Below are 26925 nucleotides of genomic sequence, written 5' to 3'. Positions count from 1 at the left end.
CCACTGCCCCCGCTGATTGACCTCAGTGAATCAGCTTCGCGCCTCAGCCGCGAGGTTTTTCGAAGTGTCCAGTCTGCTCCTGCCTGCCCTTCCCGCCGTCCCTGGCGGCCGGTTCTAGGGCCTCTCTCCTGACGGCTGGCTAGCCGACCCTGCGGTGGCCTGTGACGAGGGTTAGCGGGATGGCCGGACTCAACTTGGCTGTGGTGGCCTGGGATCCGGGGTTCCGGCTGGCCCGGCCTCTCCTCGCCTGTGGTGGCCTGTGGCGCGGGGTTCTTTAACCGTATTTTGGTTTAACCATTTGATATCACACGGGAATGCGGGTTAGACATTGGGTCCCTACCATTGGTAGGTTGGAACCGGGGGCGGCGCAGAGCCCCGGTGGAAAACTATGCCGGATTTTGCCCTATAGGGCGATTTTTCGGCCTGTGAGCGGAGATAAGGCCCTCCCGACCTCCCAGGAGACCTTTGACCCCTGAAAAACGGCCTGTGAGCGCGATTAACGGGACTTCGGGCGACCGCCGGATCTCAACTCCCGTCAGAGGGCCTAAAATCGGGGCTAAAGGCGGTGCCCACTGACTTTTGGGCAGGTGCGCGGCCTGATAGCCGTTAAGGGTCGATTTTAGGCCCTTATTTCGGGATTAAAGCTGAACGGACGATTTTAGGCCGCTATTTCGGGGTTTCCCGCCGCTTCGGACCCAGGCTGTGCCCACTGTGCCCATCGAAATACGATGAATCTAAAGAGGGCTATGGGAAAAACACGATATGACAGTAATGCCTACCCATCGAGTTTTTCCTATGTGTCATATACAATCTAATGGGGACAGTGGGTCAGTGGGCGCCACATAGTCAAAACATCGACTTACAGGTGCCCACTGGCCGCTAATCTCAGTGGGCACGCGGCCTCCTGAGTGGGCACCGGAGGAGGGCAAATGAGAAGCCCCCGGAAGTGAGTTCCGAGGGCTGCGGTAGCCAGTAGAAACAACGAGGAGGCGGGCAGGCTATAGGCCCTCCAGATCCTCCGGCGATGGCGGCAGCACCACGTCGTAATCATGGCAGACCCAATAACGTTGGCTGTTCCTGACTTTCTTCCGCACCCACCCTAGCTTCGTCATCGCCCTGGCCGCCCTCGACTGCGAGCGGGGGTCGATTGCCGCTGGCGCCATGCCGACGGCCTTTGACAGCACCTCCTGAGTGGTGGTCCGCGTGATCGGGTCTTTCCGCACCTCATTGCCGTGCTCGTCGATCAGCGTTCCGGCCGACCCTTCCAGCCAGTCGCGGATCAGGTCGATCCACCCGTCATCCTCCTCCTCCCGCTTCTCCTGCTCCGGCTTGGCGTAGATCCGCTGCCACTCGCTGCTCGGCCAATAGGGCTCTTTTTCAAAGTTAAGGCGGAACTCGGCCTCCGCGAAAAGCTGGTCGCGGTCCCGGCGCAGCGCGTCAGTGTCGATCTCGTCTCCTACCTTGACAGGCCAGAAGCGGCGGGCGCCCGTGGGATCGCGGAGGTAGCCGGCGCCGTCCGGGTTACAGCTTCCGATGAAGATGCAGGAGCGCGGCTCGCGGACGCGGACGCGACCATACTTCGGGACATACTCCTCGGTCTGCCGCGTCAGGAACGACTTGACCTCCTCGACCTGCGGCTTGCGGATCGAGGCCATCTCGGCGTGCTCGATGATCCACTTTCCATGCAGCGACATGGACAGGCGGACCTCATCCTTCTCCAGCGGCGGCACGCTGTCAGAGAACCACCGGCCGCCCAGGATGGCGATGGCGGTCGACTTCCTGGCGCCCTGGTCGCCTTCCAGCACCAGCATGTTGTCGAGCTTGCAGCCGGGGTTGAAAGCCCGCGCCACGGCCCCCAGGAGCGTCATGCGCCCCACGTCGCGGACGAACTGCGTGTCCTCCGCCTTGCAGTAGTCGATCAGCCATGTGTCGAGGCGCCACTTACCGTCCCAGACGAGCCCTTTGAGGTATTTGACCAGCGGGTTGAAGTGGTTTTTCAGGGCCGCCAGCCGGACGGCCCGGAAAGTGTCCTCCTGCGACACCAGAATCTTCACCCGCTGGAGATAGATGCGTGCTCGCGTCGTGTCGTCATCGGACCAGGGCTGCGGCTCATCGAAATCATCCTCCAGGCTGCCTTCACCGTGGATGGGAATCGGCCGCATCAGAACAATCGAGCGCGCTAACTCGTCATAGGCGAGGACACCACGCCAGACCGGATCTTCCGAGAGCACGACAACTGCATTCGTCACGACGGCGGAGATGCGGCCGTCCTGGTCGACCTCCAGTTGCCCGAGCCACCCGTCGCCGGATGTGGACGGCCGCAGCGCCTTCTCGGCCTTGGCAGGCGTGGGCCGCATCCCCGTGATGCGCTTTACCGCGCTGCTATAGGCGCCGATCAGGTCAGTCTGATCGAGGAGAGAGAACCGCTTCTCACGGATCTCCGCGACCAGCGCGGCCATCTCGCCCTTGGTCGTGGCCTTCTCGAAACCGGCTTTCAGCCTGTCAACATCGAGAGAATCGCCGATCGTCTCTAGATGCTTGGCCTCCTCGTCATCCTCGTCCGCTTCGACGAGGAAATCGGGGTCTTTCAGATCCTCCAGCAGCAGCCACTCTTCTTCGACAAGCCGCGTGATCCAGTGGAGGCGGTCCTTGTCTTTGCAATGAGCGTGCAGGCAGTGATAGGTGAAGCCCTTGACGCCGCCACGCGCCTCCGACGCATTGGAGACGAAGGTCGCGGTATCCTTCTTCGCCGAGGAATGGTCGCCGTCGTCCACGCAGACGAGGTGCTGCCTACCCTCGTTTTTCGCATGAATGAAGCTCGCTTTGCCGCGATGCCGGAGCGCATCGACGATCTCGAACCGGGCGCCATACTTCTTCGACCAGAGCGTCAGGTCGAAATCGCCATAGAACACCTTCTCGCCCTTGCGGACGGCCTTGACCACCAGATCGTCGGCCGAGATGCCCTCCTCCTCCTCCAGCGCATCCAGGTCCAGCGGCTCGCCGTCGAGGATCGCCGTCTGCGGCGCAGGCCCGTCAGCCGGGCACCTGGGCGCGTAGAACAGGCGGCTGGTGTCCGTGGTGGAGGCGTCGTGCCGGAACCCCAGCGCGGCCGAAGTGAGTTCCACTCCTGCCTTCCAGGCGGCATTCGCGGCCTCCTGGGAGGGGTAGTCGGCGGCGCGCCAGGGCTTCCGCAGGGGCAGGACCACGCGGAACTTCGGCATCTGGTCGTGGTGGATGACCTGCCGGCCGTCCTCGACATGCAGCAGGAACCCGGTATCGGCCACCGCCGGCACCACGCCATGCTCCCGCAGGTATCTCTTCGGATCTTCCCCGCCGTTCTCCTCGGCCCACTTCTTCCAGGTCGATTCCTTGACGCTGCTGTATTCCGTCTTGTGCGAATAGGAGGACGAGATCACGGCCCGCAGGCCGCGCGCCTGGATCTGCGCGACAATCTCCTCCAGCGGGACGCCGGTATCGCTGTCGAGCATCATGAAGTCGATCTGCTCGGTTTCGTCCTTCTTGCGACGCTCGCCACGGAAGATGGCAGGGACAATGCAACTGCCCTCCTTCTTGCCGACCTTGTGGGTCGTCAGGAACTCGGTCAGTTGCTCCCAGGCCATCTCCCTGCGGTTAGACTTCGGCCACTTGCTCTCCGTCGCGCTCTTGCCGAGAGTGAAGCAGTAGGTTCGCTGATCCGACATCCTGGCAACCGGCGTGGACTGTTGTGGAGAGATCAGCAGCTGACTATGGCGTGCAGAAATGAATTGATGCACAGTCATGCAATTCCCTTATTGGCAGATGAAGGAGCAGGTGATGTGGCATTAGAACAACAGTTGCCCGATTCTTCCAGCATGATGAGAAAGTGCCGCCTGATTCTGGTAAATCCTCTGATCCTAACAGAGAAGAATTCATCAAACGCGTGGCGCGTTGGAGAGCAGCATGGGCAAGAGGCCCGCGCACATCATGCATCCAGCAGATATTTTCCTGAGATGGCTGCCACCACCGGCGCGCCGACAACAGATCGTGCAATGTCACCGCCCTCTGTTGAGAAGATGACATGCGGGACGTGCTGCGGCGTTTCGGTGAAAAGAATCCGCTGGGATGCCCGGTAGCGAGCGCGTTCGTGAGGCACAGGCGCGTGTCCTTGCAGAACTTGCGCTCTTCGCAGCGAGGAGGGCAGGCAGGCTGGGATCCAGACGCCGCCTGGCGGATGGCTGAGAAAAGGTGCCGCGCTGCTCTGGCAATACAGCCAACCAGGTAGAGCCGGTCGCGGCCGGGATCCCTCCCGCCTCCCGCTCAGCTGGATAGACCAGCGCCGCGCCATAGCAATGGCCAGACTTGGAATGTCGGCGATCATGATGCCTGAGATGGACGTGGGGCGCCGGCACTGTCGCGGCGGAACGCCGAACTCACTTCCGAGCGGTCTTCCTGCCACGTGGAGAGGCTGCCCGGTTCCTCCAGCATTATCCCCCTGACAATGCCCGGAAATGCTGCAACGCCTTCGTCGTGAAGCCAAACTGCGTGCCGGGCGGGCATCATATCACGGCGCTACAAGACCATCTGGACGCGGCCCGCTCGGAAATGATTTCTGAGCCGCGGCAACGGCCGGCCCGCGCTCACCATACTCAGGAGCGGCAGCTGACGGGCTGCCTGTGTCAGAGGATCCTTCTCAGCGGCGCCTCAGCGGCACCTCGGAAGTCACTTCGCAACTCGCCTCCTGCTGGTGCGGCCACGGCCTGTGAGCGCCTGATCGTGGACCGACAGGCGTTGGGCATGGCCGGCCGCTTACCCCGTTGCAGCCAGCACAGTGGTGATTACTGCGCCAATACCCCGCCGAGGCTGGCGCGGAGTGCCTGGGCGACCTGCCGCTGGTCTGGCTCCGGCAGACGCCCGATCCGCTCCGCATCGCCAGCTTCGATGGTGGCGATCTTGGCGGGGCGCACGACAGAAGGAGCCGGCAGCCCAGCCTCGGTCAGGTCCGAGACCATCACATCCCCGGGCCAGCCACGGTTCTCGGCACTGGTCACCATCAGCACCCAGAGCAGCGCTGGCGTGCCGGAGGCTTCTGGCGCCGCGATCACCAGGGCCGGGCGGCGCTGCTGCACGGGGCGGTTGGTGTAGGGAAAGGGGACCTTCACCAGGTCCCAGACCTCAAAGCCCGGCATAGGCCTTGGCGTCGGCCGGGCTTTCCCATTCGGCAAAGGTGCGGAACGGATCGTCGGCGGCGCGCTCCGGCTGGACGCGGGTCAGCACGACCCGCCCCTGCTCGATCGTATAGGCGATCTCATCCCCCTCCCGCAGACGCAAGGCCGCCCGGACCGGCTGGGGGATCGTCGTCTGGGCTTTGCTGGTGAGCCGGCTGGTGATCATGGGCCCAAAGTAAGGATTTTCCTTACCCAAGACAAGGACTGACCCCATCCGGCACTCGTCCTGAGGCCCGCGCGGCACGACCCCGTCTGGTATTCCTCAGCCGCGGACCGAGTAGCGTTCGAGGGCGGTGATCCGCTGCATCAGTGGCTCCAGCTCCCGGCCAAAGATTTCCTGGCAAAGGAAGGCGCATTCCGCCGCGCGCTCGGCCTCCGCCACCTCGATGAACCAGGCGCGCGTCGCGCCCGTCCCCTCGCCATTCCAGCGGTAGCCGCGGGCCTTCAGACGGTCCTTGTGGTGGAAGGGCGCATCCGTGGCCCAGATCCGCCAGCGCGGCTGCCGCGCCCCCTCCAGCAGCCGCGCCAAGCCAGGCACGCCCGAGGCGGGCAAGGGGCGGGCCAGGATCTCCAGCGTCGCCTCGCAGTCATGCCGCGCCCGGTGCCCCTCAAAGAACAGCCCGTGCCGCATGGCGAGGTAACTCAGTTTGCTGCCCTCGAACCCCTCCGCCGCCCAGTCGATCCCCCGCTGCGAGCAGGCCCAGGGTTTTTCGGCAAAAGCCGGGCAGAAGGCCTCGGCAAAGCGGCGGTCGAAGCCGGCATTGTGGGCGATGATCAGCGCCGCGGGCGCGATGAAGGCAGCCACCTCCGCGGGGTCGATCTGCTGCCCCGCGACCTGCTCATCCGTCAGCCCTGTCAGGGCCGTGACCGCCGGCGGGATGGGGCGGGTGGGCTGGCGCAGCCGGCTGAAGGGCTCCCCCACTGCATAGACGGTGCCGTCCAGCCCATAGGTGAAGGGCAGCATCGCCATCTCGATGATCTCGTCCTGCGCAGCATCGAGCCCGGTGGTCTCCAGATCGAGCAGCAGACCGAGCCGGGTGGGCGTGCCCAGAGGCGGCGTCACCGCTGGCCGCGGCGCGATCCGCCGCAGCACGCGATAGTGGCCGCTGGCCGCCAGTTGCGCCGCCATCGCCTCCAGTTGGGTGAGGTCGGGCGGATCTGCGGCACGGGTTAGCATGCCGCTTCCATGGCGCCCTCGGTGCTCCGGCGCCAGAAGACCAAAGCGAGAACGCGAGCTTAGCAGCAGAGCCGCTCGCAGGGCACGCCGTCGCCATCGCCATCCAGCCGCCGCAGCCCGCACTGCTGCAGATAGAAGCGCGTCTTGGCACAGCTACGCATCATTGCCCACGGCATGAGTTCCGCTACGCTGACGTCATGATGACCTCACCCTTCGATGTCGACGCGGCTCTTCCATCAACCTGCCAGATGGCACGCTGATGGCAAAGAAAGTCACCGCGCCGGCTGGCGATCTGGATCTTGTGCCAGGGCAGATCTACCGCCGCACCACACTGCACAAGCACTTCGGCGGCCAGCAGCAAGGTGGCATCTCAACGCCGTCGCAGCACCCGGTCATCCTGCTCTTTACCGGAGCGACAGGTGTGCAGCATGGCTATGAAGATGGCTGGTCGGACGGCGTCTTCTGCTACTTCGGTGAGGGCCAGGTCGGCGATATGCCCTGGTTGCGCGGCAATGTTGCCATTCGTGATCACATCGACCAAGGCCGCGATCTGCACCTGTTCAAGATCCTCACATCGCCACGGTCTCAGGTGGAATATGTCGGGCCATTCTTTGCCGCGAGTTGGGAGTATCGGCAGGCGCCAGATCGAAACGGTGCGATGCGGCGCGGCATCGTCTTCCACCTCGTGCCGGCCGCAACGCCGGTGCCTCTGAACACAGGGGCATCTGCAACACAGTTGTCAGCGCTTCGCAAAGCAGCCCAGCAAGCCGGAACAGAGGCGCCGCGACAGCATGTTGGCCAGGCCATTGCGACGTATTTTCGTCGTGCTGCTGCCGTTCGAGACTATGCTCGCGCACGCGCCAATGGCGTGTGTGAATGCTGCGACCAACCGGCTCCATTCACCTCTGCCTCCGGAGAACCGTTTCTGGAAGTGCACCACCTCCATCGGTTATCCGATGGTGGGCCGGACAAGCTCGACGCCGTCGCCGCCATCTGCCCGAACTGCCACCGTGAGATGCATTATGGCCAGCAGGCGGTGACGCGGAATGCTTTTCTGATGGGGCGTATCAAAACCATAGAAGGATCATCGTAAGCTACCTCCAGCGATGGTGTGTTACCCTGTGACCTGCGCCCTTAAAAACGGACCACGGCGTGGCCGTGCCGCATCAGACGTTCCAGCGCGTAGGGAGAAAGTCTCATTGGAAAGCTCCCAAAGGGAAGTGCAGCAAAACCTGCTCTGCATCGCGCGTCCGCTATCCGCTCAGGGCTGGGCTGGGCTGAATTATAGCGCCAACGCGCCCCGAGGCGTTATCGAGGAATATCTCGCCGTCGCACACATGGGTGCGCAGCACCGGTAGCGAGCGGTGCCGGATGGTGCGCATGATTAGCCGCTCCTCAACCCCGTGCTGGGCGGTATGGTGGCGGCGGTGACGCGGCGCTGGGCCGTGCCCCACGTGCGGCGGATGCCGCGCGGCACGTCACTGATCGCCGGATGCTAGGTGTCGAGGTGATGGCCGTGCAGGCGGTGCAGGGTGGAGATCGCGGTAAGGCGGCGGCCGAGGGTGGCGACCGCCAGCCGCTCGGCGCATGCGTCAGCCAGAGGCCGACCACCTGCGGCCGCGCGGGTAGCGGCACGGCACCATGCCCTTTGCACCATGCGGTGAAGCCGGCCCAGTCCCGGTCATAGGCGCGCCGGGTGCTCGAGGCGGTCCTGGGACGGGCGAAGTCCGCCGCGCGCCCTGCCAGCGAGCCTCGGGGAGCGGGGCCGGCAGGACCAGCAAGGGCATCGGGCGAGGCCATGGTGCAGTCTGAGTAGCGGAAAGCGTTCGAATCCTGGCGACTAGATTTTCTGTCCCCTGCAAGAATGCAAACCCGTTTCGGGGTTGACGCGCATACATGCTACATATAATCAGCTTTCTAGCAGGAGATTATGACATGCTTGAAGATGCGCCCGTTAAGCGACTGTCGGCCGTGATCGGCCGCCTCCGTAGTGATCTCGGGGTGACACAGGCCGAGGTCGCCAAGGCCGCAGGCCTTGATCAGAGCCGCGTCTCGCGCATCGAGAAGGGCGACATCTCCAATGCGGTCGACACTGACCGGGTCCTCGATGCTCTCCAAAAGCTTGGCTCGACGGACGTTGCGGCTTACCGGGATTTTGCCTCGCGGGAGTGGCTGCACATCGAGCCGCCGACCTTCTGGAATCCGCAACGTGTTGTTCTCGAAGAAACCGAGGACATGCTGTGCGCAGTTGAGGATTTTCTGAGCGACGAGGATCGGCCATGGCCGCTGCGCCGCGCGATTGAAGGACATAAGGCCACGCTTCTGCGCGGCGCCGCCTACCTCCTCAAGCTCAAGCATAACCTTGCCTTCATTGGCGACATCGGCGTCGGCAAGTCCACTGCGCTCGCCTTTGCATTTGACCTGCTGGTGCCGACCTCGCCTTCCACCAAAGCGATGGACCGGACAGTGCTGGAAACCGGCGCCGGCGGAACCACCATTTGTGAAGTCCATATCCGTCGTGGCCCGGAATTCGGCTTGTCAGTCCTCCCGCTCTCCGATGCGGAACTCCGCAGCCTTGTGGCCGACTTCTGCGCCGCCAAGCAGATTGCCCTGAAAAGCGATGATAGGGCTCTGCGCGAAGCGGCGGCGGTCAGCCGTGAGACCGAGCGCGCCATTCGCAACATGGCCGGCCTGACCCGGAAGACCATCCGCGAGGATGGCAAGATCACCTATCAGGACCCTGTTCAGGACCTCGTGGAGGCCTGTGCTACCGAGGATGAGCTTCGCACCCGCGTGCTGGAGCTGATGCGCCTTGGTGAACGGACGCGTCGCGACCTCTGGTATGAATCCTCGTCACTGCTCCAGCCGATGGAGTGGCTTGCCAAAACATTCAGGGAGGTGAACAACGGGCGTCTGCCGGACGTAAGCCTGCCCAAATCTATCGACCTCGTTATTCCAGCCTTCGGCAAGGATTTCGGCGAACTGGACATCACCGTCATCGATACCAAAGGTGTGGACGATGTCGCTGTCCGGGAAGACCTTGATCTGCGGCTGCGGGACCCGCGAACGGCGGTGGTCTTCTGCTCCAAGTTCAACGACGCGCCCGGCGTCAGCAGCAAGACGCTCCTCCAGCACATGCGCCAGACCTTCTCTGAGCCTCTAAGCGCCGGCAAGGTTGCGGTCATGGCCCTGCCTCGCCCGGATGAGGCACTGGCCATGAAGGACGACATGGGCGAAACGGCCATGTCGGACGAGGAAGGTTATGCCTTCAAAGAGATGCAGGTGCAGAGTGATCTGCAAGCCTCCGACCTGCCGGAGATTCCGGTGCTGTTCTTCAACGCCCAGTCCGATCCTGCAGAGAGCATCCGCAAGAGTCTCCTTGGACAGTTGAACCAGATGCGCGAGGCGGCAGCCGAGCGCCTGTCTGATCTCTGCGCCGCAGTGAATGAGATTCTGGAGAATCACGAAGCGCAGACGATGATCTTCGCGGTCGAGGAGGTTGCGAAGCGCATGCGTGACTTTCTTGGTGCCCACTCAAAGCTGGGAGCACGGGAAAGGCTCGCCTACCGGGATGTCCTGACGACGGTGCAGGGTGTGCGACATGCCTCCACCCTCTGGGCCGCCACGCGACGGAGCGGCACCTACACAGGCCTGAACATCATGCATCAGGTGGGTATGGGGGCCGCCCGTGACGCGGTTCTGCGCAGCAACCGCTGGTTTGCATCACTGGAAGATACGCTTGCGGCGTTGAAGCAGGACAAGGACCTCGTCATTGCGACCCGCACCATCGATCAGATCGGCCAGCGTGCAGCGACCTCCCGCAAGGCATTTCTGGAAGCTGTCCAGCGCGCCGGCACAGAGGTGTACCACGGCCCTCTCAAGGATTCGGACGTCTGGCAGAAGTGTGCGGAGCAGTGGGGTATGGGTCCGGGCTTCAAGGGCCGTGTAGCCGGTGAATTGGAGAAGTGGTTCGAGAGCCGGGCTGACCTCAAGGAGCAGCTTGAGGAGATGGTGAACAGCCTGTGGGAGAGAACAGTGTTGGCTCCCCTCATGCGCCTCGCCGACGAAACCACACCGGAGCCTGAGGTCGCAATGCTGGAGAACGTTGTTGAGTTTCGGCGGACCGCCTGACCGGGAGTGCAGCGCTCCGGCAATGGGGCGCGCAGACGTCTTGAAGATGCAACCATGACAATGACGCTCTTCTATAGTTGACGGAACGATCCGAATATCAGGCCTCTGACGCTGAGTTTGATTTCGACGGTGGGCAGCTACATCGAGCCGCCAACTTGTCCGGCCAGCACGCGCAAAAAGCCTCGGCTGGAGATCCAGCCGAGGCTCGAGGCCCATAACAGCGCAGGCGCTGCGATGGCTATAGGAAAGGCGGCCAGATGGCCGCCCCGCCTTTAGGCCTGGCGCAGATTGCCGGCCGAGAGCTTGCCCTGCTGGCCGCTCTGGACGTCGTAGGAGAGCTTGTCGCCCTCACGCACGTCCATGCCGGCGCGCTGCACGTCGGAGATGTGCAGGAAGACGTCCTTGGAGCCGTCCTCGGGCTGGATGAAGCCGAAGCCCTTGGTCGTGTTGAACCACTTAACGGTGCCGATAGCCATGAGAGTATTCCGATCAAAACGGAATGCCGCCGAGCGATATTGCGCGGCGGATCATCTTCAATTTGAAACGGAAACAAGCTCAGAGCCCAAATAAATGGGCAGGAGAAGCACACCGGAACAACGAAACTGACAAAACCTATATAGATGTCCCCATTTTATTTTGCAAGTTTTTTTCTGGGCCTATTCTTGATCGATGCCCAACCATAGTGGTTTTGCTTAATCAATGTCGCGGTTGCACACGCAGATCGGTCGCTCTGCAAGCGGGATGAGCTATGAGATCGTCGGTCTGCCCTCCATAGCGAGGTGCACGCCGGCGGCGTGGCCTGACTGGCTCACGGGCCTGCCTCTGACCGGCCTTGCGCGATGCTCTCTGTCTCAGTCCGGATCGCCACCAGGTTCAGCCAGTTCTCGCGCTCCCGGCCCGGCCGCAGATCGGGCGAGGTCCAGAGATCCGCAATCCGCACCGGCAGCGGCTGCAGTGTGGCGCGGAGGCTCGCCTCACTGTGGTCGACAAACAGGCGCCCGTCGCGCCAGTGCTCGCCCGCACCCTGCTTGAAGGATAGATACCACGCGCCCCCTGGCCGCAGGGCCGCCACCAGCCGGGCCGCCACATCGGCAAAGGCCGCGGCCGGCACATGCAGCAGCGAGGCACAGCACCAGAGGCCGTCGAAGGCTGCCTGCCAGGCGACCGCCTCAAAGGGCATGTGGTGGAGGGTGGCGCGACGGCCAACCCGCGCCCGGCTTAGCTGGACCATCGCCGCCGAGGCATCAAAACCCACCACCGCATAGCCCCGCTCAGCAAAGGCCAGACAGTCGCGGCCAGTGCCGCAGCCGGCATCCAGGATGCGCCCGCCCGGCGGCAGATGCCGCAGAAAGCGCTCATAGAGCGGCGTCAGGTCGAGCGCAGCATTCTGCGCCGCAAAAGCGGCCGCGTGCTGGTCATAATAGGCCAGCGTTGCCGTGACCGGATCAGGCATCCCCATACTGCTCCCGTGGCTGCCAGTGATGGATCAGCGCCTCCAACGCCATCTGCAGCCGGCCGCGCAGAAAGCCCGCGCGAGCCTCGGCATCCAGCCCGGTCTGCAGCAGGATGGTCTCGCGCAGCGGATGATGGCTGTCGACCAGCCAGTTGTTGCGCTGATGCAGGCGCTGCACCAGGGCAGGCACCGGCACGGCCGCGAACTTGCCGCCTTCGCCGCGATTGCAGCGGCGGCAGGCCAGGACGAGGTTCCAGACGCTGTCGGCATCCGGCATGGCGCCGCGCTCCTTCAGCACCCAGGGAAAGAAATGGTCGACATCGGCCTCGGCCAGCGGCGTCTCCGCCCGGCAGTAGAAGCAATGACCGCGCTGATAGCCGTTCAGCGCGGCGCGCACCCGGGTCAGACTGGTGCGCCGGATCCGCTGGCCCTGCTCGACGAAGAGCAGATCGCGGGCAGCATCGGCCTGCACCTCGATGCCGGCGCGCGGCAGCTCCAGCTGCCAGGCGGTTTCCACCAGCCGCCAGCGCGCCTCCGCTTCCTCGGCGAGACTGCCACCTTGTAGCGAGCCGGCCAGGCGCCGCAGATCATCGGTCAGGCGGATGGCACCCGCGCCCCGGCTGCCGTTTCGCTCATCCACGAAGAAGCGCAGCGGAACCGGCCCGCGGCCCACCACATGGAATGCATCCAGCACATTGGTAAAGCCGAGCCGGGCCGTGGTGCCGATCAGCCTGTCCTCAGGCAGCTCGCCCCGGTTGAACGCGCGGCAGGCCTCCAGAAACTGGCTGGAGCGGGAGGTGGTCTGTCGGTCCACCCGGGCCAGATGCTCGCAGAGATGACGGGCAAAGGGCACCGCCAGCTCCTCCAGGGGCACACGCTCATCGGCGCGCTCCGCCAGATCCAGCAGCGTCTTGGCCAGGGCGAACTTGTAAGAGGCGACATTCCGCCCGAAGAGCACCACCGCGCGCCAGTTGGCATCCAGGGTCGGCGCGGTGGCCAGGAAATCCGTCACGCGGAGGCCTCCGGGGTCAACGTTGCAGCCGGGTGGACGCCATACTGCGCGACAGGAGCCGGGGCGGTGGTGCGGATCGCCGTGCGTTCCAGCGGCACCCAGGCGCTCCAGGCCAGACCGCACCACGCCGCTGCCATGACGCTCAACGCCACACCCGCCGCATCCTGAGGATCCTCCTGCTGGAGCACAGACTTAGCGGCAGAGCCGCTCACAGGGCACCCCGTCGCCATCGCCGTCCAGCCGCCGCAGCCCGCACTGCTGCAGATAAAACCGCGCCTCGGCACAGTCACGCATCTCACCGCAATAGCGCTTGGCGCCACAGCTGAGGCCGGCGCTGCTTTGTGCTGGGGCCGCGCTCCCTCCCCGGTTGTTGGTGGGTGCCGCGGTGCGCGGGCTGCCCTGCCGGCGCCAATCCCAGGGCGGTACCTGCTCCTGCGGCGGCAGGCTCCAGAGGCCGCGCTTGGCCTGCCGGGCCTCCGCCTCCAGCCGTGGCAGGGCAGGGTCGCGGTTGTATTGCCGGTAGACCCAGGCGGCGCCGCGGCGCACCAGTTCGGCATTGACGTCCACCGGCCCCGCCCAGACCCGGCCGACCTTGCGGCCATAGCGGTCGGTGTCCTCCACCACCACGCGCACCTCTTTGCGGAAGGCGAGCGCCGAGAGCTCCTGCTGGGCGCGGGTGCCATAGGGCTGGCGGCTTTCAGGGGCATCGATGCCGTAGAGGCGGACCTTCACCTGCTGCCGCTCCGGTGTCAGCAGGGTCAGGGTGTCGCCATCGGCGATGCCGACAACGCGGCCAAAGAGCTCGGCGGCGAGCGTGGGCTGGGAGAGCAGCAGGCTGGCGAGCAGCAGCAGGCGGGAGAGGCAGGACATCGGCGCTGCATAGCGCCGGCGTGGCGGCTTGTATGGAACCTCACGGAGCCGTGAAATTTTCGTTGATGTGGCCTTCCGACCAGCGAAGAATGGCGCCAGGAGCGCCAGGGAGAGGCACGGTCATGTGGTCGAGACTGGGCATGCTGATCGGCCGGCCCATCGAGCCAAGGCCCGCCAATCCCACCTATCGCGCCATCATGCAGGCGCAGGCCCGGCGCGGCTTTGCCGAGGGTGCCCGTGCTTTGCCGCACCCCCCGGACCTGCTGGCCTCCGGCCAGCCACGCTCCCGGAGTTCGAAGAGCCGGATCGGCCGCGGCGCTGAGCAGCCGGAGGGGGCCTCCCTCCCCTTCCCAGACGGCACCGGACCGCACGGCCATCGTCGCCGGATGCGCGAGAAGCTACTGACCCGTGGTCCCGGTGCGCTGGCGGATTACGAGATCCTGGAGATGCTGCTGTTCTTCGCCTTCCCGCAGAGCGATACCAAGCCACTGGCCAAACGGCTGATCAACCGCCATGGCTCCTTCGCCGCGGTGCTGGCCGCGCCGTCCGAAGAGCTGCTGGCGCAGGCGGATCTGGGCGCGCAGAGCGTCGCCGCCCTGAAGCTGGTGCAGGACACGGCGCTCCGCCTGGCACAGGCCGAGGTGGTGGAACGGCCGGTGCTGAACAGCTGGGACCGGTTGATGGGCTACCTGGACACAGCGCTGGTGCGGGAGACGGGCGAGCAGCACCGCATGCTCTTCCTCGACAGCAGGAACCGGCTGATCGCGGACGAGACGCAGGCGCCTGACAGCACCACCCCGGTTTCTCCGCGCGCGGTGATCCGGCGGGCGCTGGAGCTGCATGCGACGGCGCTGATCCTGGTGCACCACCAGCCCAACGCGGCGCCGGCACCCTCACGCGCCGAGATCGAGAGGACGCGGCAGATCAAGGCAGCCGGCGCCGTGCTGTCGGTCGTCGTGCATGACCATCTCATCCTCGGCTCCCGGCGGCGGCTCTCCTTCCGGCGGGAAGGCCTGCTATAGGGGGTCGTGGAGCGAGATGGACTGGTACCGGGATAGGGCCGCTGCAAGGTGTGGCTATCTAGGATGGCAGCGCTCGGCTGCGCCTTTCGTCGCGCAGCATCGCACAGATCCTCCGCCGGTGCCTCAAAGCACCCCGCTTTCAGCCAGCGCTGTGTCTGCTGGTACACCGCTACCCAAGGCAGCAAATCGTTAGGGGTTCTTAGCTCGACTTTGGCCATCTGAGGGAGGCGTAGGCGGCGAGGCGGGTGACTGGCTAGGCTGGCGTGTCCCCGCCAAGAGACGCCGCCATGCTTCACCTACCATCCCGCTTCGCCGCGGTGATCCTGAGCTTTGCGCCGCTGTTTTTCCAGCGTAGCTGGCAACACGCCGAGGTGCTGCTGATCGGGGCTATCCTGGCGCCAGGCAAACGTACGGTGACCAGCCTGTTGCAGATCAGCGGCCTCGCGCAGGAGCGGCGCTTCGTGAACTATCATCGGGTGCTGAACCGGGCGGTCTGGAGCCCCCGGGCAGCGTCACGCCTCCTGCTGGCGCACCTGATCACGACCTTCGCACCGGACGGGCCGGTCGTCCTGGGCATCGACGACACGATTGAGCGCCGCCGCGGCAAGCGGATTGCAGCGATGGGCATCTACCGCGACCCGGTGCGCTCCAGCCACGGCCATTTCGTGAAAGCTTCCGGCCTGCGTTGGATCAGCCTGATGCTCTTGGCACCTGTTCCCTGGGCCGGCCGGGTTTGGGCGCTGCCTTTCCTGTCCACGCTCGCGCCCTCCGAGCGGTACTGTCGCGAGCGGGGCCGGCGGCACAAGAAGCTCACCGACTGGGCTCGCCAACTGATCCTGCAGGCCCGTCGCTGGCTTCCAAGGCGCGACATCGTGGTGGTCGGCGACAGCGGCTTTGCGGCCCTGGAACTGCTGGCTGCCCTGACCCGGCACAGGATCATCGGGATCACGCGCCTGCGGCTCGATGCCGCGCTCTATGATCCGGCGCCGCCACGGCGACCTGGAACCAATGGTCGGCCCCGCACGAAAGGGGCGCGGCGGCCCAACCTGTCGGAGGTGCTGGTCGGTGCCGATACGCGTTGGCAGCGTGTCGTGATCCCAGGCTGGTATGGTGAGGGCGAACGCAACGTCGAGATCTGCTCGGCCACTGCCGTATGGCGTCATAGCGGAATGCCGATCCTGCCGATCCGCTGGATCCTGGTCCGCGATCCTCATCGCCGGTTCCAGCCGCAGGCCCTGCTGTGCACTGATCCTGATCGGACGCCCGAGCAGATCCTGTGTTGGTTCATCCAGCGCTGGCAGCTGGAGGTGACCTTTCAGGAAACCAGGGTGCATCTCGGTGTCGAGACCCAGCGGCAGTGGTCGGAGCTCGCCATCGCCCGCACGACGCCATGCCTGCTTGGGCTATTCTCGCTCGTCACCCTCCTGGCTGCCCAGCTCAGAGCCTCAGAACGCAATGCCGCGGCAAGCAGCGCTTGGTATCACAAGGAACGTCCGACCTTCAGCGATACCCTCGCCGCCGTGCGACGTCACATCTGGTGCGAGCAAGGTTTCCTCACATCCCGGCACAGCGGCCACGGCGCAAAACCCCGGCGAGCGCTCCAGCACGCCTGGGCTTACGTCCTTTGTCACGCCGCCTGATGGCCAAAGTCAAGCTTAGATCCAACTCGCAACATGACACTGATGGCTTAAAACATCTAGCTGCAGATCCGCCGCAATTGTTCGAGGTTGACGGTATCCAGCGCATCGGGGCGCGGCAACCGCGCCAGGAGCGCCAGCGCCTCAGCGGCGTTCGCAATGCACTGCCGTACGGCATCGCAACCCTCGATGATCAAGCCATAGCTTGGGCAGAGCCGATCGATCTCAAGCCCACCGAGCAGATCCTCCAGTTCGCGGATCACTGGTACGGTATCAATGCCTTTCACCCAATCGAACTTCGTTCCTATGAAGTTGGCGATGCTCTCGGGGGTGATCTCCGCCGGGGAGGGAGTCACTGCGCGCGGCGGGCCGTCGGTAGGGCTGGTCAGCAGGCCCCAGGAATCGGAAGTAAAGAGAGTCTTTGTATGATGTTCATAGAACCAGCTCGTAGACAGTACGCGCAGGGGCGCGCGCAGAACCTCGATGCGGAACCGACCCGCTTCGATGATGTTGCCAGGTCGGAGGAAGAAGAACCGTGACTGGATCTGCGAGGTGACCAGCGCCGTCGAATAGGATTCCTCCATGGAGGAGAAGTAATCGAGCGGATTCAGGTCCCCGGCCGTGGCGACGCGGTCGACAGCAAATTCGCGCGTCAGTAGCGGCAGGTTCAGCGTGCAGTCATGCTCGCGACGGGCGAGCAGGAGCTGCCGGTCCATGGTTCCCTCGGCGAGTGTGGAGAGGCCGGCCCGAATCGCATCGATCTGCCCGGTGCTGGCGGTGTCGATCAGCACCAGGGACTTCGTCTCCAGGTCGCGCAGCACATAGCACTGCATCGGCAGCCAGCCCTTCGAATCGGCCGGCATCCAGCCTGGCCGGCGATCAAGGCTGATCGAACTGCCAAGCGCGTAAAGCAGACCCGGCACCAGCTCCGCGCCGGAGGATGGATCAAAGGTGCAGGAAAGGGTAGCTGAACTGGCCAACTTGCTGTCCATATGCCGAGTCTCCGTGCTCACCCGGGGTTAAACCGGCAGCTTCATCATCATCATGCCCTGCTTGATCAGCGGGTTCATAGCCGGGAGCGTATCGACCACGCCGCCATGCGCGGGCGCGATGAGATGCGGCCGCAGGACATCCAGCAGGCTGTCCATGCTGCCGAAGGTCTCCCGCGTATCGGCGTACTTCGTCCAGTACAGCGCCCGCTCGTTCAGGAACTGCAACGCCTCAAGGTCAGGGACGGGCCGTTCGCTGCTAAGGACATCCGTCTCGCCCTTGTCGTGGTAGTGCATATACCCATAGGCGTCGGCGACGAAAAGCGTGCGGTCCCGCGTCTCGAATCCCCAGAGTGTGTTGTTCATGTCTCTCCAGACGGCTGGCACAAAGACGAATTTCGTGTCGCCCAGGTCCAGGAAGTCTCCGGGGGCGACCGTATGGAAGCGGTGCGCCTCGTCCGGGAAGTAGTGAAACAGGTCGCTGACCATACCGTAGACCTGCACGTCGGGGAATTTGCGCATCCAGTTTGGGAGGAGCCCGATATGCGGGAACTCGATGTGCGTCAGGAAGATAAAGTCGAGGCTTCTGCCGTCGAGAAACCTGTCGATGTCACGCTCCAAGTCATCCCAGTGGGAGGGATGGCCGGTATCGACCATGATGATCTTCTCGGAACCCTTGAGGGCATAGACCGAGATATGGCTCCGCACTTCCCGATCTTTGTAGATGAAGCTCAGCGATCCTCCTGTCCAAAGCAAGTTGCCTCGCAAAGCGCGGGGCAGGGATCCGCTGGGTTTAGAAGTAACCGGGCGCATCGTTTTGGACATCCTCTGGCATCGGGGACATGGGCACTCCGCTCCGTCGTCAGACCGCGGCGCGATGGTGCCCGGACACGTTCCGGTTCTCGTTGCAGGACCCGAAACTGTGCCGCATGAAATGGGCGAAGCACCTATCGTATTGACGGTCGATACAAATTATCTGAAATTGACAATACTTTTTGAAGAGAAGACATGTCAAAGCCAAATAGGAAGTAAGGGGGAAGCTCCCATGGTCGATGCAGATGTCGATCCGCGCCTCGACATCAGGGCCTGGAACGCGCCTTCCGCGTGCTGGAGGCATTCGGGCGCCAGCCGCATCCCATGTCACTGTCCCAACGTGCAGAGGTCCCTGGACTGGATAAGAGCAGCGCCCAGGGGGTCAGCTATACGCTGACCCGCCTGGGCTGTATCGAGCGGGATGATGGCGTCCGCTATTTCATTCCTGCAAATTAATTTCTGGACCGGCACTTCGACTTCCTGCGCATCAATCCGTTGGCGGACTGCGCCACGTCCACGCATCGGACTGTGCCACACGGTACAGGAGCGCGTTGACCTCAGCCTGCTGGACAACCTGTCGATCATCTATGCCATCCGGTTGCAGAGTGAACGGGAGAGCTTCTTCGCTACCCTCGTCGGCCGGCGCATTTTATTGGCCAGTTCGTCGGAGGGCGGGCCATGATGGCGCTCATGCCCGACGAGGAGGTGGAGAGCATTCTCGCGCGGAGCGGGCCCCGGCCGCCGACGCCGAAGACAATCACCGACCTGCCGACCTTGCGGGCAAAAGAGGCCACAGCGCGGCAGGATGGCTGCGCGCTGGCACTGGAAGAAGGGCTGCTGGACGAAATCGTGCTTGCCGCCGTCGTACATGACCGGCAGCGTAGGCCGATAGCGGTGATCCATATCGCCGCTTACCACAGAGGCCGCGCGCGGCCTCTCTCAGTAAGAGCGGCGAGAACGTCATCCAGGCAGGCTGAGGCCAGGGCCTTCGGCAGACGGACGCCGTGCATCCCGGGCGGGAACTGGCCGCGCGAGGGTGGAGGAGACGAGCGACTTCAGTACGCGGCGGCACGGGATGCGGGTGGCCGATCGCGCAGTGCGGCCTTGTCTGACGCCCTCGGCGCCCTGCCGCGGTGGCGGTTCTGTGTCTGCTGCTCGATGGAGAACGAGAGAATGATCACACGAAGGGCTCTGGGCTTCGCGGCCGCCGTGGCTGCGGCATCGCCAGCGTTTGCGCAGACGGGCGGCTGGCCGTCGAGACCGGTCCGCGTCATCGTTCCCTATGGCGCGGGGGGAGCGACGGACACGCTCTGCCGCCTGTTCTGCGCCCGCCTCTCGGCCGTTCTGAGCCAGCCCTTCCCGGTGGAAAACCGGCCGGGCGGAAACGCCGTGCTGGGCGCGGAGGCGGTCCTCCGCGCGCGTGACGGGCACACGATGCTCTTTGCCGGACCGGGCGTGTTCTCTGCCACGCCGAAGATGCAATCCGTCTCCTACGATCCCCTGCGCGACTTCATGGGTGTCAATATCGTCGGCAGCAACGGCATCCTGCTGGTGGTCAACAAGGAGTTCCCACCCTCCACGCTGCCGGAGCTGGTGGCATGGGCACGGGCCAATCCTGGGCGGTTGAACACGGCATCCTCCAGCCTCGGCACCTCCAGCCACCTGGCGCCATTTACCCTGGCGACAGCTGCGGGGATCGAGCTGACGATCGTTCCCTATCCTGGCGTACCGCAAATCGTTGCTGACTTAGTGAGTGGCCGAGTGCATGCGCATTTCGGTTCGCCGGCGGACATGCTGCAGCTTGTTCAGTCCGGCGCGGTGAAGGCGATAGCGCTCACCGGCGCGCATCGGGTTCCACAGCTTCCGGACGTGCCGACCATCGCCGAGACCTTTCCCGGCGCCATCTTCACCACCTGGAACGGCATGTTCGCCCCGGCCGGCACGCCGCCGCAGGTCGTCTCCCTGCTGTCGGGCCACATGCTGACCATCTCCAGGGAGCCGGAGGTGCTTCGCCGCCTCGCCGATCTTGGGATCGAGCCCGACGCGCGGACGCCGGAGGAAGTGGACGCCACGATCAGGCAAGAGGGCAAGGAATACGAGCGGTTGCTGCGTGCCGCTGGCGTGTTGCGGGCCGGCTAACGCGGCTCCGGCAAAGCAGGAATTGCAGGCCAATCAGTGCGACCCGCGGGGGGGAGTTCCCAGCGGAGCTCGACAAAGGGCGTGCTGCCATGACCGCCTGGGTTGCCGGCGGTGATCTGGGAGATTCTGGGATGGGAAGGCCTGCGAAGGTTTATGCTGAGCTGTCGGCGCAGCTAGGGTCACGACCTATAAGCTTTGGTTCCGAGCATGGATCGGCTACGAAGAGGTGCTGAGGCTAACAGGTTCCTCCGTCAGCTTTGATGCTGCAGCGGGCAATTCTAGCAGCGCCAGCAACTCCTGCTGGATCTCGGTCCAGTCTCGGTTCAAATCGACGGTCTGGATCCGTACTGAGTGCCCGTCCAGCGTGTAGTGGAGCCGCAGATCCGGACCGCTGATCCGCGGATAGAGCAGCATGCCTTCTGCCATGCGAGCAGGCTGCGCTGCGATATCGATATGCCGGAGATAGGTCAGTAGCTGATAGAGGTGTCCGGAGCGCACCCGTTCGGGCCCACCCCAGTGGCGCACTAGAGTCTGCTGATAGAACTTGGCATCAATGACAATGGTTCGTGTAGGCGACCGTAAGGTGACGTCGGTACGCATGAGCGGCAGGTATCTGGCATGGGCAGGATCGTCGCATAGAGCATTCCAATCGAGATGCTCCGCGCCGACGTGAAAGACGCTTTGCTCGGCGCGATAGAAGTTGCGGATGAAGGCCTCGAACACCGCCGACATCTTCACCTCATCCTGCAGGATATCAGCAAAGCGAGTTCGGCCTGCACCCTCTCCAGGCAGGAGGTTGTCGTATACCAGCCGGCAGATCTGCAGCAGCAGGTCATAATGGCGGTTGTTGCGCGACAACTGCACCGGCCGGAACAGTGCTCTCGAAAGCGGCCGGTCTGACACCTCGGCAAGCCGCCGATGCAGGAGCCGCAGCTCATGTGCCAAACCATCCTGCAGGCTTTCCGCGGCGGCCAGGGTCCGCAGCGTAGCCTTCAGGACTTGGTTGTGTGGCACATCGGCGCTGAGTTCGTCATAGGCGCACACGGCCCGCCCGCGCAGCATTGTGGCCCGCTTGATGGTCTCCGCCAGGAGAAAACGTCCGCGCGGCGCTGCGGTCTCGTCCGTCTCCAGCCGGTAGCCGCGGTCAGGCCCACGCCGGAGGAGGCGCCGGACACCATTGATCAGCACCTGTGCCAGCAGGTTCATGAGATCCGGACTGTCCGTAGCCGCGACTTCGACCGCCTTCCCCTCCGGAAAGCGGTCCCAGGCATAGAGGAACAGGTAGTAGAGGTTGCGGATCGGGATGGCGCTGGCCATCGCAGGACGCCCGTCAGGCCAGCAGCTTGCTGCGCCAGGCCTCCGCCTGAGCGGGATCGTCGAACCAGTATTCTTCCAGCAGAGGTGCGACCTCGGTCTCGATCACCCGCTGATACCAAGCGGCTTCGGCGTCAGGGCTCAGGCTCCCTCCCTCCCCCTCCGGTAGTCGCGGCGGGCTGGAGAAGAAGCTGTGGCCGATGCAAAAGCCAGGACCGAGATTGGTGCGGTCGTCCCGAATGGCCGCATTCAGCGTGCCCATCCGGCTACAAATCCGCTCCTGCAGGGCGGTGGAGACCCCTCGCTCGGTCAGATGCGTCCGGAAGCTGCCTTCGCCAAAGCCAGGCTCCAGGGTGACAAAAGCAAAGCGGCGGCGCAGGGCATAATCGACCACCGCCAGGCTGCGGTCGGCCGTGTTCATCATGCCCAGCAGAAAGACGTTGGGGGGCACGTAAAAGCGTTCATCGGCCTTCTCGGCATAGGCTAGCTTGACCGCCCATTCGGGGGCGCGCTTATCCGGCTCGATCAGCAACATCAACTCGCCCAGGATCTTTGACAGATTGCCGCGGTTGATCTCGTCGATGATGAAGACATAGGTCTGATCGGGGTCGGTCAGTGCGCGTCGGCAGAATTCCAGAAAAACACCCTCTTTCAGAACAAAGCCACCGCCGTTTGGGCGGAAACCCTGCACGAAATCCTCATAAGCATAGGCCTGGTGAAACTGGACGGTGCGGACGCGGCTCGGATCTTCATAGCCCATCAGCGCATAAGCCATGCGCCGCGCAACAAAGCTTTTGCCAACTCCTGGCGCGCCTTGCAGGATAAGGTTGCGCTTGTGGCGCCAGACTTCGAGTGCATGCGTAAAGGTTGCACGCGGCATAAAGAGACCCTGTAGCGCGTCATCCACTGTGAAGGGCTTTCGCTCCTCCACCGGCACGGGCCGTTTGGGATCCACTGCGCCGAGACAGGCCTGTAGAGCCGCAAGCTCCTCAGAGGCCGGGCTTAGGCGAGTGAGGGTCTTCATTGGCAGGGCGTAAGGCGCGGTCCATTCACCGCGCTGCAGCCAGCGCACCGTCCGCACGCTCTGCATGCTGGGACGTGAGGGGTCAAACACATAACCTCCCGTGACGATGCCGTGGCCGACGATGGTGCTGCGGCCGCGCTTGGCAAAGACCAGGTCGTCTGGGCGCATCTCATGAGCAAAGTCGTAGCAAGCACGGATGTCGTTGAAAGGATTGTCCGCACGGGCATAAGTGTGTTTGAGCGCTTCGGCCATCTGCTCGAAGCTGGTGTAGCGGCTGAGGTCGCCCATCTCATCCCAACCGATTGCTATCAGGCCCTGCTCATAGAGCTCGTCCCAATGTGACGCGCCCTGTCCCGGCGACCAGAGCCAGGCGTTCTGCGCGGTCTCTACGGCTGACAAGGCTTCTTCGTCCTCCGTAACAGGGGTCATGACCTGCAGCAGCTTGGCCGAAGCCTCGAGCACTGCGCTCAGATCCGAGGCGATCTCACTATCGGAGGGCACAGCGCCGGCTGGATAGAATTTATGGGCAATGAGGCTGCTCTCGTAATCGGCGGCGAGCCCAGCCGTGGTGCGCAGCGCCGGGGCCCCCTCGAACACGAAGCCAGCGCTGCTCAGCTCCGGCACCAGTTGCCGCGCCTGCTGAGCCCGTTGCTGTAGCTCTCGCCGGCCAGCCGCTTGGCCCAGGGTCCGGATGAGATCCGTGACCCCTTGGTTGAGGGCAAGGTACACCCCGGAGAGGTCCTGCGGGAAAAGGAAGACGCCGTAGATCCCACTTTGGGTCGAGGGGATCTGCTGCCGGTCTAGCAGGGCGATCCAGGGCACCGCTGCCCAGTTGCCTTTGCCAAGGCTCCAGGTGACCTGGACCTGGGGATGGGCTTGCAGCGCTGGCAGCGCCGCCAGGGCCTCCTTGAGGCGCTCCATCAGGTCCCAGAGTTCCGGGTTCCGCGCGAAAGGTGCGACGCGCACGATGGCAAAACGCTGCAAGAAGGTCTCCAGCGCCGGCCGGATAACCTCCTCCGGCTCGAGAGCCGTCTCAGACGGATCCTCAGTCGACAGCGCCAGAGGGGTACTCACGTCGGGCTCGCTCGGCACAATGGCGGCCATGAGCGGAGCAAACAGCGCGGCGGTCTCCCGGACGATGTGCTCGAGCCCGGCCTCGCCCAGGGCATCCAGTTCCTCTGCGCTGATATAGCGGCTGATAGCGCCGCTGGCCCATTGGCGCCCCTCGGCCGAGCCTAGGAAGGTCAGCCAGGCATCAAGTGAAGGGAAGTCGGCGATACGCGGCGGCAGCCGGGTCTTGCGCCGGAAATACCAGGTGCCCGGGGCGGCGTTGAGGCGGGCGGCCAGTTCGGCCGCCGCGGGAGATCCGGGGGGCGGCAGGGCCTGGAAGATCTGCGGCGCGGCGGCACGGACGGCATCCTTGATTGCCTTGGTCGAGAAGTCGCTCGGGTGGATGGTGGCGGCGAACCCGACTTCGATCCCCGTGGAGGAGACGATCGTAAAGACCTGCGGCATGCCGACGAAGGCGCCCAGGTTGCGGCGGTTATAAGCACCGAACCAAAGGTCTTTGGGCAGGCTGCCCCGCACACCGCCTGAAACCGAGTAGCCACTGGTCAGCTTGGCGTCGAACTGCTGGGAGCCTCCTAGCGCCTCCACTGCCACCCCAGCCAGATGCTGCAGGGCCGCGTGGATGCGGTGGTAAGCTTGAAGTTCCTCTGGAGAGAGATCTTTGTAGCGCGCTGTCGCCCGGCTCTGGCGCAGCAGTTCAATGTCGTGCCGGCTAATCCAGTCCACTACAAAGGCTCCTCAAGCACGAGAATAATATCATAAGCTTTCGCCTGCTGCTCGGAGAGCCCACGCTGCGGCGCCCTAAGGAACTGGATGTGCTCGCTCAGATCGCGCCGCTCCAGAACTTCCAGGTTGCGCTTGATGCGGTAAGCGGTGTCCGCCGCAGACGCGGCTGGCCGTGTTCTCGGATCCAGCAGATCTGGAAACTTGCGGCTGTCATGCTGAGCGGCATCCGTGACCGCCCAGCGGCGGAACAGCCCGTCGATGGCATCCGCCCGCTTGAGCTGCTCGCGGTAGAGCCAGGTCGTCTTGGCATCCGGCACTGGCTGGTACAGGCCGGGATCCACGAAGTGCATGAAGGAAAGCCTGTCCAGCCATGGAATTCCGTCTGCTCGTCGGAGAGGCTGTAGAGCGCCTGTAGCGCCAGGATGCGGAACTGGCCCGTGCTGCCGAGACCACAGGGCAAGTCTGCTCAACCTTTCGGGAAGCCGTACAAGGCCGCCGGATTGTCGACGAGCACCTGCTTGCGCGCGGCCTCGTCCGGCACCCACTCGGTCAGCAGGTCGAACAGCGCCGCGTCATCGGGCTTCTCGGCCGGCTCGGTGACATGCGGCCAGTCACTCGCCCAGACGCACCGCTCCGGCACGCCCGTCGCATAGCCCTGCGCAACGGGGACCGTATCAGACCAGCGACCGGCTGGCCCAACCTTGGTGTCCATGTAGGCGCCGGAGAGCTTCACCCAGGTTTTGCCGCGATCCAACAGCCGGCGGACCGTCTTGTAACCGGCATGCTCCACCCCCTCGTCCATCGGGATGCGGCCCAGGTGGTCAAAGACGATCGGCGCCGGCAAGCGCAGGAACAGCGCCTCGTGCTCGGCGATCTGGTCGCCCAGCATATGGATCTGCGTGTGCCACCCCAAGGCCTGCACGCGTGCCGAAAGCGGCTCCAGCATGTCGACGGTCGTCACCCCGGCCTGAACTAGGTTGAAGCGGATGCCGCGCACCCCGGCCTCATGCATCTCGCGCAGCTGCGCGTCCGTCACGCTGGGATCCACCACCGCGACCATGCGCGCCCGCTCCGGGCCCAGCTCCCGCATGGCCTGCAGGTGAAGGCGGTTGTCGGTGCCGTAGGTGGAGGGCGTGACCAGCACGGAGCGCTGGGTGCCGAGCCTGCGTGCCAGCGCCCGGTAGTCCTCCGGCGAGGCATCTGGCGGCCGCAGCTGGGTGCGTGGATCGGCTGGAAAACGGGCATCGTAGACGTGGTGGTGGCAATCCGTGGCCAGCGGCGGCGCCGGCGTGCGGGGGGGCTCCGTGCCGGCGGAGAACTTCACAGGTCCTGCCGTGCCCCGCACCATGCCGGGCGCTGACGCAGTGGACTGGGCGCCGGCGGGAGTGCTCGGCCATGTTGACCCCATGGCCGCCAATCCGGCGCCGGCCAGCAGGGCACGGCGAGAGTGTGTCAGGTGCATGCGTTTTCTCCCATCCCGCCTGTTCCGGTCGGCGCTCTGAAGAGCATGGCTGGAGTCTGCGCCAAGGTCGACAGCCCGGGGACAGCGGGAGGTTAGCCACGGTTACACACAACGGTGAGCTGATGGATGAGGACGGGAGCGTGTCAAAGGCCTGACCGGCTCGTTAAGGCGGCCCACCCAGACGGCACCAAGGGTGCGGCCATAGCGGCCGGTATCTTCCACCACCACGCGCACCGGCTTGCGGAAAGCGAGCGCCGAGAGTTCCTGCTGCGCCCAGGCGCCTTGGGCGGGCTACCCGGACTGACGACTCCGGTTACACGATAAGCCCGGGGCCGCGTGCTCATCAGGTTGGTGACCTAGCAATTGCCGCACCCGGCAGCTGTGCGCCCTTCTAAGATGTTCAAGAACGCAGCCTGCCTTCTGAAAAGCTGACATATGCTGACCCCGATGGCCGAAGCAGGTGGTCAGAAAAATCTTTGAGCATTGGGGGAGTGCCGCTCAGGAATGTGCTTTGCGGACTTCCACAATCACCGCATCGATTTGCGCCGCAATCATGGCGCGCTGACGCAGGTCCGAGACGCCATGGCCTGGAGGCGGAGCAGTCGTCTCCAGCACCTTGATGAAGGACGCCCGCAATGTCTCCAGGCGCTCCGCATCGTCTGGCGTCTCACGCAGAGCCTCTTGAATGGCGGTTCTCAGCGCCTGGCGCAGCTCTGCGGTGAGGAGGGAGAGCATAGTGAGCGCCCCTGATGTTAACGTGGCAGTGCCATAGCCAAAGGGAAACCACTGCAGCACGCAATCCCGCAGGTGGTTCAGGCAGCCAATAAATTGCAAAAATGTAATTTAATCTGGTGTGTTTCGCCTAAAGGTTGATTTACAGAGCT

At 64.2% G+C, this 26925-nt stretch carries 22 protein-coding genes and 3 pseudogenes; 6 read left to right on the top strand and 19 right to left on the bottom strand.

Annotated features, from left to right (window positions below; genetic code table 11):
• Window positions 1-998: 998 nt before the first annotated feature.
• From IAI58_RS22395 to IAI58_RS22370, 6 genes are all read right to left on the bottom strand, one after another.
• Complete coding sequence (locus IAI58_RS22395; protein ID WP_208776344.1) at window positions 999-3779, bottom strand: virulence-associated E family protein; 2781 nt, start codon at window positions 3777-3779, stop codon at window positions 999-1001.
• 182 nt (window positions 3780-3961) lie between these two features.
• Window positions 3962-4132 (bottom strand): hypothetical protein, encoded by a 171-nt coding sequence (locus tag IAI58_RS22390; protein WP_208776343.1) that lies wholly within the window; start codon window positions 4130-4132, stop codon window positions 3962-3964.
• Between the two features lie 682 nt (window positions 4133-4814).
• Entirely contained in the window at window positions 4815-5165 is a 351-nt protein-coding gene (locus tag IAI58_RS22385; RefSeq protein ID WP_207451561.1) for a type II toxin-antitoxin system PemK/MazF family toxin, read from the bottom strand.
• Window positions 5152-5370, bottom strand: coding sequence for a type II toxin-antitoxin system PrlF family antitoxin (locus IAI58_RS22380; protein WP_207451571.1), 219 nt, complete (start codon window positions 5368-5370; stop codon window positions 5152-5154). The genes IAI58_RS22385 and IAI58_RS22380 overlap by 14 nt, the downstream gene beginning before the upstream one ends.
• 96 nt (window positions 5371-5466) lie before the next feature.
• A complete protein-coding gene (locus tag IAI58_RS22375) occupies window positions 5467-6381 on the bottom strand; it encodes a 3'-5' exonuclease (RefSeq protein WP_207451563.1) in 915 nt (304 codons plus the stop codon).
• 59 nt (window positions 6382-6440) lie between these two features.
• Window positions 6441-6545, bottom strand: coding sequence for an excalibur calcium-binding domain-containing protein (locus IAI58_RS22370; RefSeq protein WP_207451269.1), 105 nt, complete (start codon window positions 6543-6545; stop codon window positions 6441-6443).
• Window positions 6546-6640: 95 nt separating this feature from the next.
• On the opposite strand from IAI58_RS22370, the gene IAI58_RS22365 reads away from it, so the two are divergent.
• Both IAI58_RS22365 and IAI58_RS22360 read left to right on the top strand, forming a co-directional pair.
• The gene (locus tag IAI58_RS22365) at window positions 6641-7474 is read left to right on the top strand and encodes an HNH endonuclease (RefSeq protein ID WP_207451271.1); all 834 of its coding nucleotides are present in this window, start codon (window positions 6641-6643) and stop codon (window positions 7472-7474) included.
• Between the two features lie 842 nt (window positions 7475-8316).
• Entirely contained in the window at window positions 8317-10512 is a 2196-nt protein-coding gene (locus tag IAI58_RS22360; RefSeq protein WP_208776341.1) for a helix-turn-helix domain-containing protein, read from the top strand.
• Window positions 10513-10784: 272 nt separating this feature from the next.
• On the opposite strand, the gene IAI58_RS22355 is transcribed toward IAI58_RS22360, so the two are convergent.
• The 4 genes from IAI58_RS22355 to IAI58_RS22340 all read right to left on the bottom strand — a co-directional run bounded on the left by IAI58_RS22355 (window position 10785) and on the right by IAI58_RS22340 (window position 13847).
• Window positions 10785-10988 carry a cold-shock protein gene (locus IAI58_RS22355; RefSeq protein WP_207451275.1) on the bottom strand — a complete coding sequence of 68 codons (204 nt, stop codon included), beginning with the start codon at window positions 10986-10988 and terminating at the stop codon, window positions 10785-10787.
• Between the two features lie 332 nt (window positions 10989-11320).
• Window positions 11321-11965, bottom strand: a complete 645-nt coding sequence (locus tag IAI58_RS22350) for a class I SAM-dependent methyltransferase (protein ID WP_207451277.1) — start codon at window positions 11963-11965, stop codon at window positions 11321-11323.
• The gene (locus IAI58_RS22345; RefSeq protein WP_207451279.1) at window positions 11958-12977 is read right to left on the bottom strand and encodes an HNH endonuclease; all 1020 of its coding nucleotides are present in this window, start codon (window positions 12975-12977) and stop codon (window positions 11958-11960) included. The genes IAI58_RS22350 and IAI58_RS22345 overlap by 8 nt, the downstream gene beginning before the upstream one ends.
• Window positions 12978-13169: 192 nt before the next feature.
• Window positions 13170-13847 (bottom strand): thermonuclease family protein, encoded by a 678-nt coding sequence (locus tag IAI58_RS22340; protein WP_207451284.1) that lies wholly within the window; start codon window positions 13845-13847, stop codon window positions 13170-13172.
• Between the two features lie 122 nt (window positions 13848-13969).
• On the opposite strand from IAI58_RS22340, the gene IAI58_RS22335 reads away from it, so the two are divergent.
• The gene (locus IAI58_RS22335; RefSeq protein WP_237182710.1) at window positions 13970-14869 is read left to right on the top strand and encodes a JAB domain-containing protein; all 900 of its coding nucleotides are present in this window, start codon (window positions 13970-13972) and stop codon (window positions 14867-14869) included.
• A gap of 29 nt (window positions 14870-14898) precedes the next feature.
• On the opposite strand, the pseudogene IAI58_RS23195 reads toward IAI58_RS22335, so the two are convergent.
• Window positions 14899-15063: pseudogene (locus IAI58_RS23195) on the bottom strand (transposase); the annotation flags it as partial.
• 93 nt (window positions 15064-15156) lie between these two features.
• On the opposite strand from IAI58_RS23195, the gene IAI58_RS22330 reads away from it, so the two are divergent.
• On the top strand, window positions 15157-16509 hold the full coding sequence (locus IAI58_RS22330) for an IS701 family transposase (protein WP_207451553.1): 1353 nt from the start codon (window positions 15157-15159) through the stop codon (window positions 16507-16509).
• 56 nt (window positions 16510-16565) lie between these two features.
• Here the strand turns inward: IAI58_RS22330 and IAI58_RS22325 are convergent, their stop codons facing one another.
• Complete coding sequence (locus IAI58_RS22325; RefSeq protein ID WP_208776340.1) at window positions 16566-17498, bottom strand: hypothetical protein; 933 nt, start codon at window positions 17496-17498, stop codon at window positions 16566-16568.
• Window positions 17499-17525: 27 nt separating this feature from the next.
• The gene (locus IAI58_RS22320; protein ID WP_207451523.1) at window positions 17526-18308 is read right to left on the bottom strand and encodes an MBL fold metallo-hydrolase; all 783 of its coding nucleotides are present in this window, start codon (window positions 18306-18308) and stop codon (window positions 17526-17528) included.
• A 273-nt stretch (window positions 18309-18581) separates the two neighbouring features.
• Between IAI58_RS22320 and IAI58_RS23595 the strand changes: the two genes are divergently transcribed.
• Together IAI58_RS23595 and IAI58_RS22310 are read left to right on the top strand one after the other, a co-directional pair.
• Window positions 18582-18764, top strand: coding sequence for a helix-turn-helix domain-containing protein (locus tag IAI58_RS23595; protein WP_408906227.1), 183 nt, complete (start codon window positions 18582-18584; stop codon window positions 18762-18764).
• 222 nt (window positions 18765-18986) lie between these two features.
• Window positions 18987-20447 (top strand): tripartite tricarboxylate transporter substrate-binding protein, encoded by a 1461-nt coding sequence (locus tag IAI58_RS22310; RefSeq protein WP_208776339.1) that lies wholly within the window; start codon window positions 18987-18989, stop codon window positions 20445-20447.
• Between the two features lie 216 nt (window positions 20448-20663).
• On the opposite strand, the gene IAI58_RS22305 is transcribed toward IAI58_RS22310, so the two are convergent.
• From IAI58_RS22305 to IAI58_RS22285, 6 genes and pseudogenes are all read right to left on the bottom strand, one after another.
• Complete coding sequence (locus tag IAI58_RS22305) at window positions 20664-21764, bottom strand: 5-methylcytosine restriction system specificity protein McrC (RefSeq protein WP_207451026.1); 1101 nt, start codon at window positions 21762-21764, stop codon at window positions 20664-20666.
• A 13-nt stretch (window positions 21765-21777) separates the two neighbouring features.
• Window positions 21778-24579: an MrcB family domain-containing protein gene (locus tag IAI58_RS22300; protein WP_207451028.1), complete on the bottom strand. Its 2802-nt coding sequence runs from the start codon at window positions 24577-24579 to the stop codon at window positions 21778-21780.
• Window positions 24580-24815: 236 nt separating this feature from the next.
• Window positions 24816-25009: pseudogene (locus IAI58_RS23590) on the bottom strand (transposase); the annotation flags it as partial.
• Between the two features lie 36 nt (window positions 25010-25045).
• Window positions 25046-25927, bottom strand: coding sequence for an amidohydrolase family protein (locus tag IAI58_RS22290; RefSeq protein WP_207451048.1), 882 nt, complete (start codon window positions 25925-25927; stop codon window positions 25046-25048).
• Between the two features lie 216 nt (window positions 25928-26143).
• Window positions 26144-26311: pseudogene (locus IAI58_RS23585) on the bottom strand (hypothetical protein); the annotation flags it as partial.
• A gap of 228 nt (window positions 26312-26539) precedes the next feature.
• Window positions 26540-26776 (bottom strand): hypothetical protein, encoded by a 237-nt coding sequence (locus IAI58_RS22285; protein WP_207451032.1) that lies wholly within the window; start codon window positions 26774-26776, stop codon window positions 26540-26542.
• Window positions 26777-26925: the final 149 nt, after the last annotated feature.

Source organism: Roseomonas marmotae (assembly GCF_017654485.1).
In the GTDB taxonomy this organism is placed as follows: Bacteria; Pseudomonadota; Alphaproteobacteria; order Acetobacterales; family Acetobacteraceae; genus Pseudoroseomonas; species Pseudoroseomonas marmotae.
This window is presented reverse-complemented; position numbering and strand designations above follow the sequence as displayed.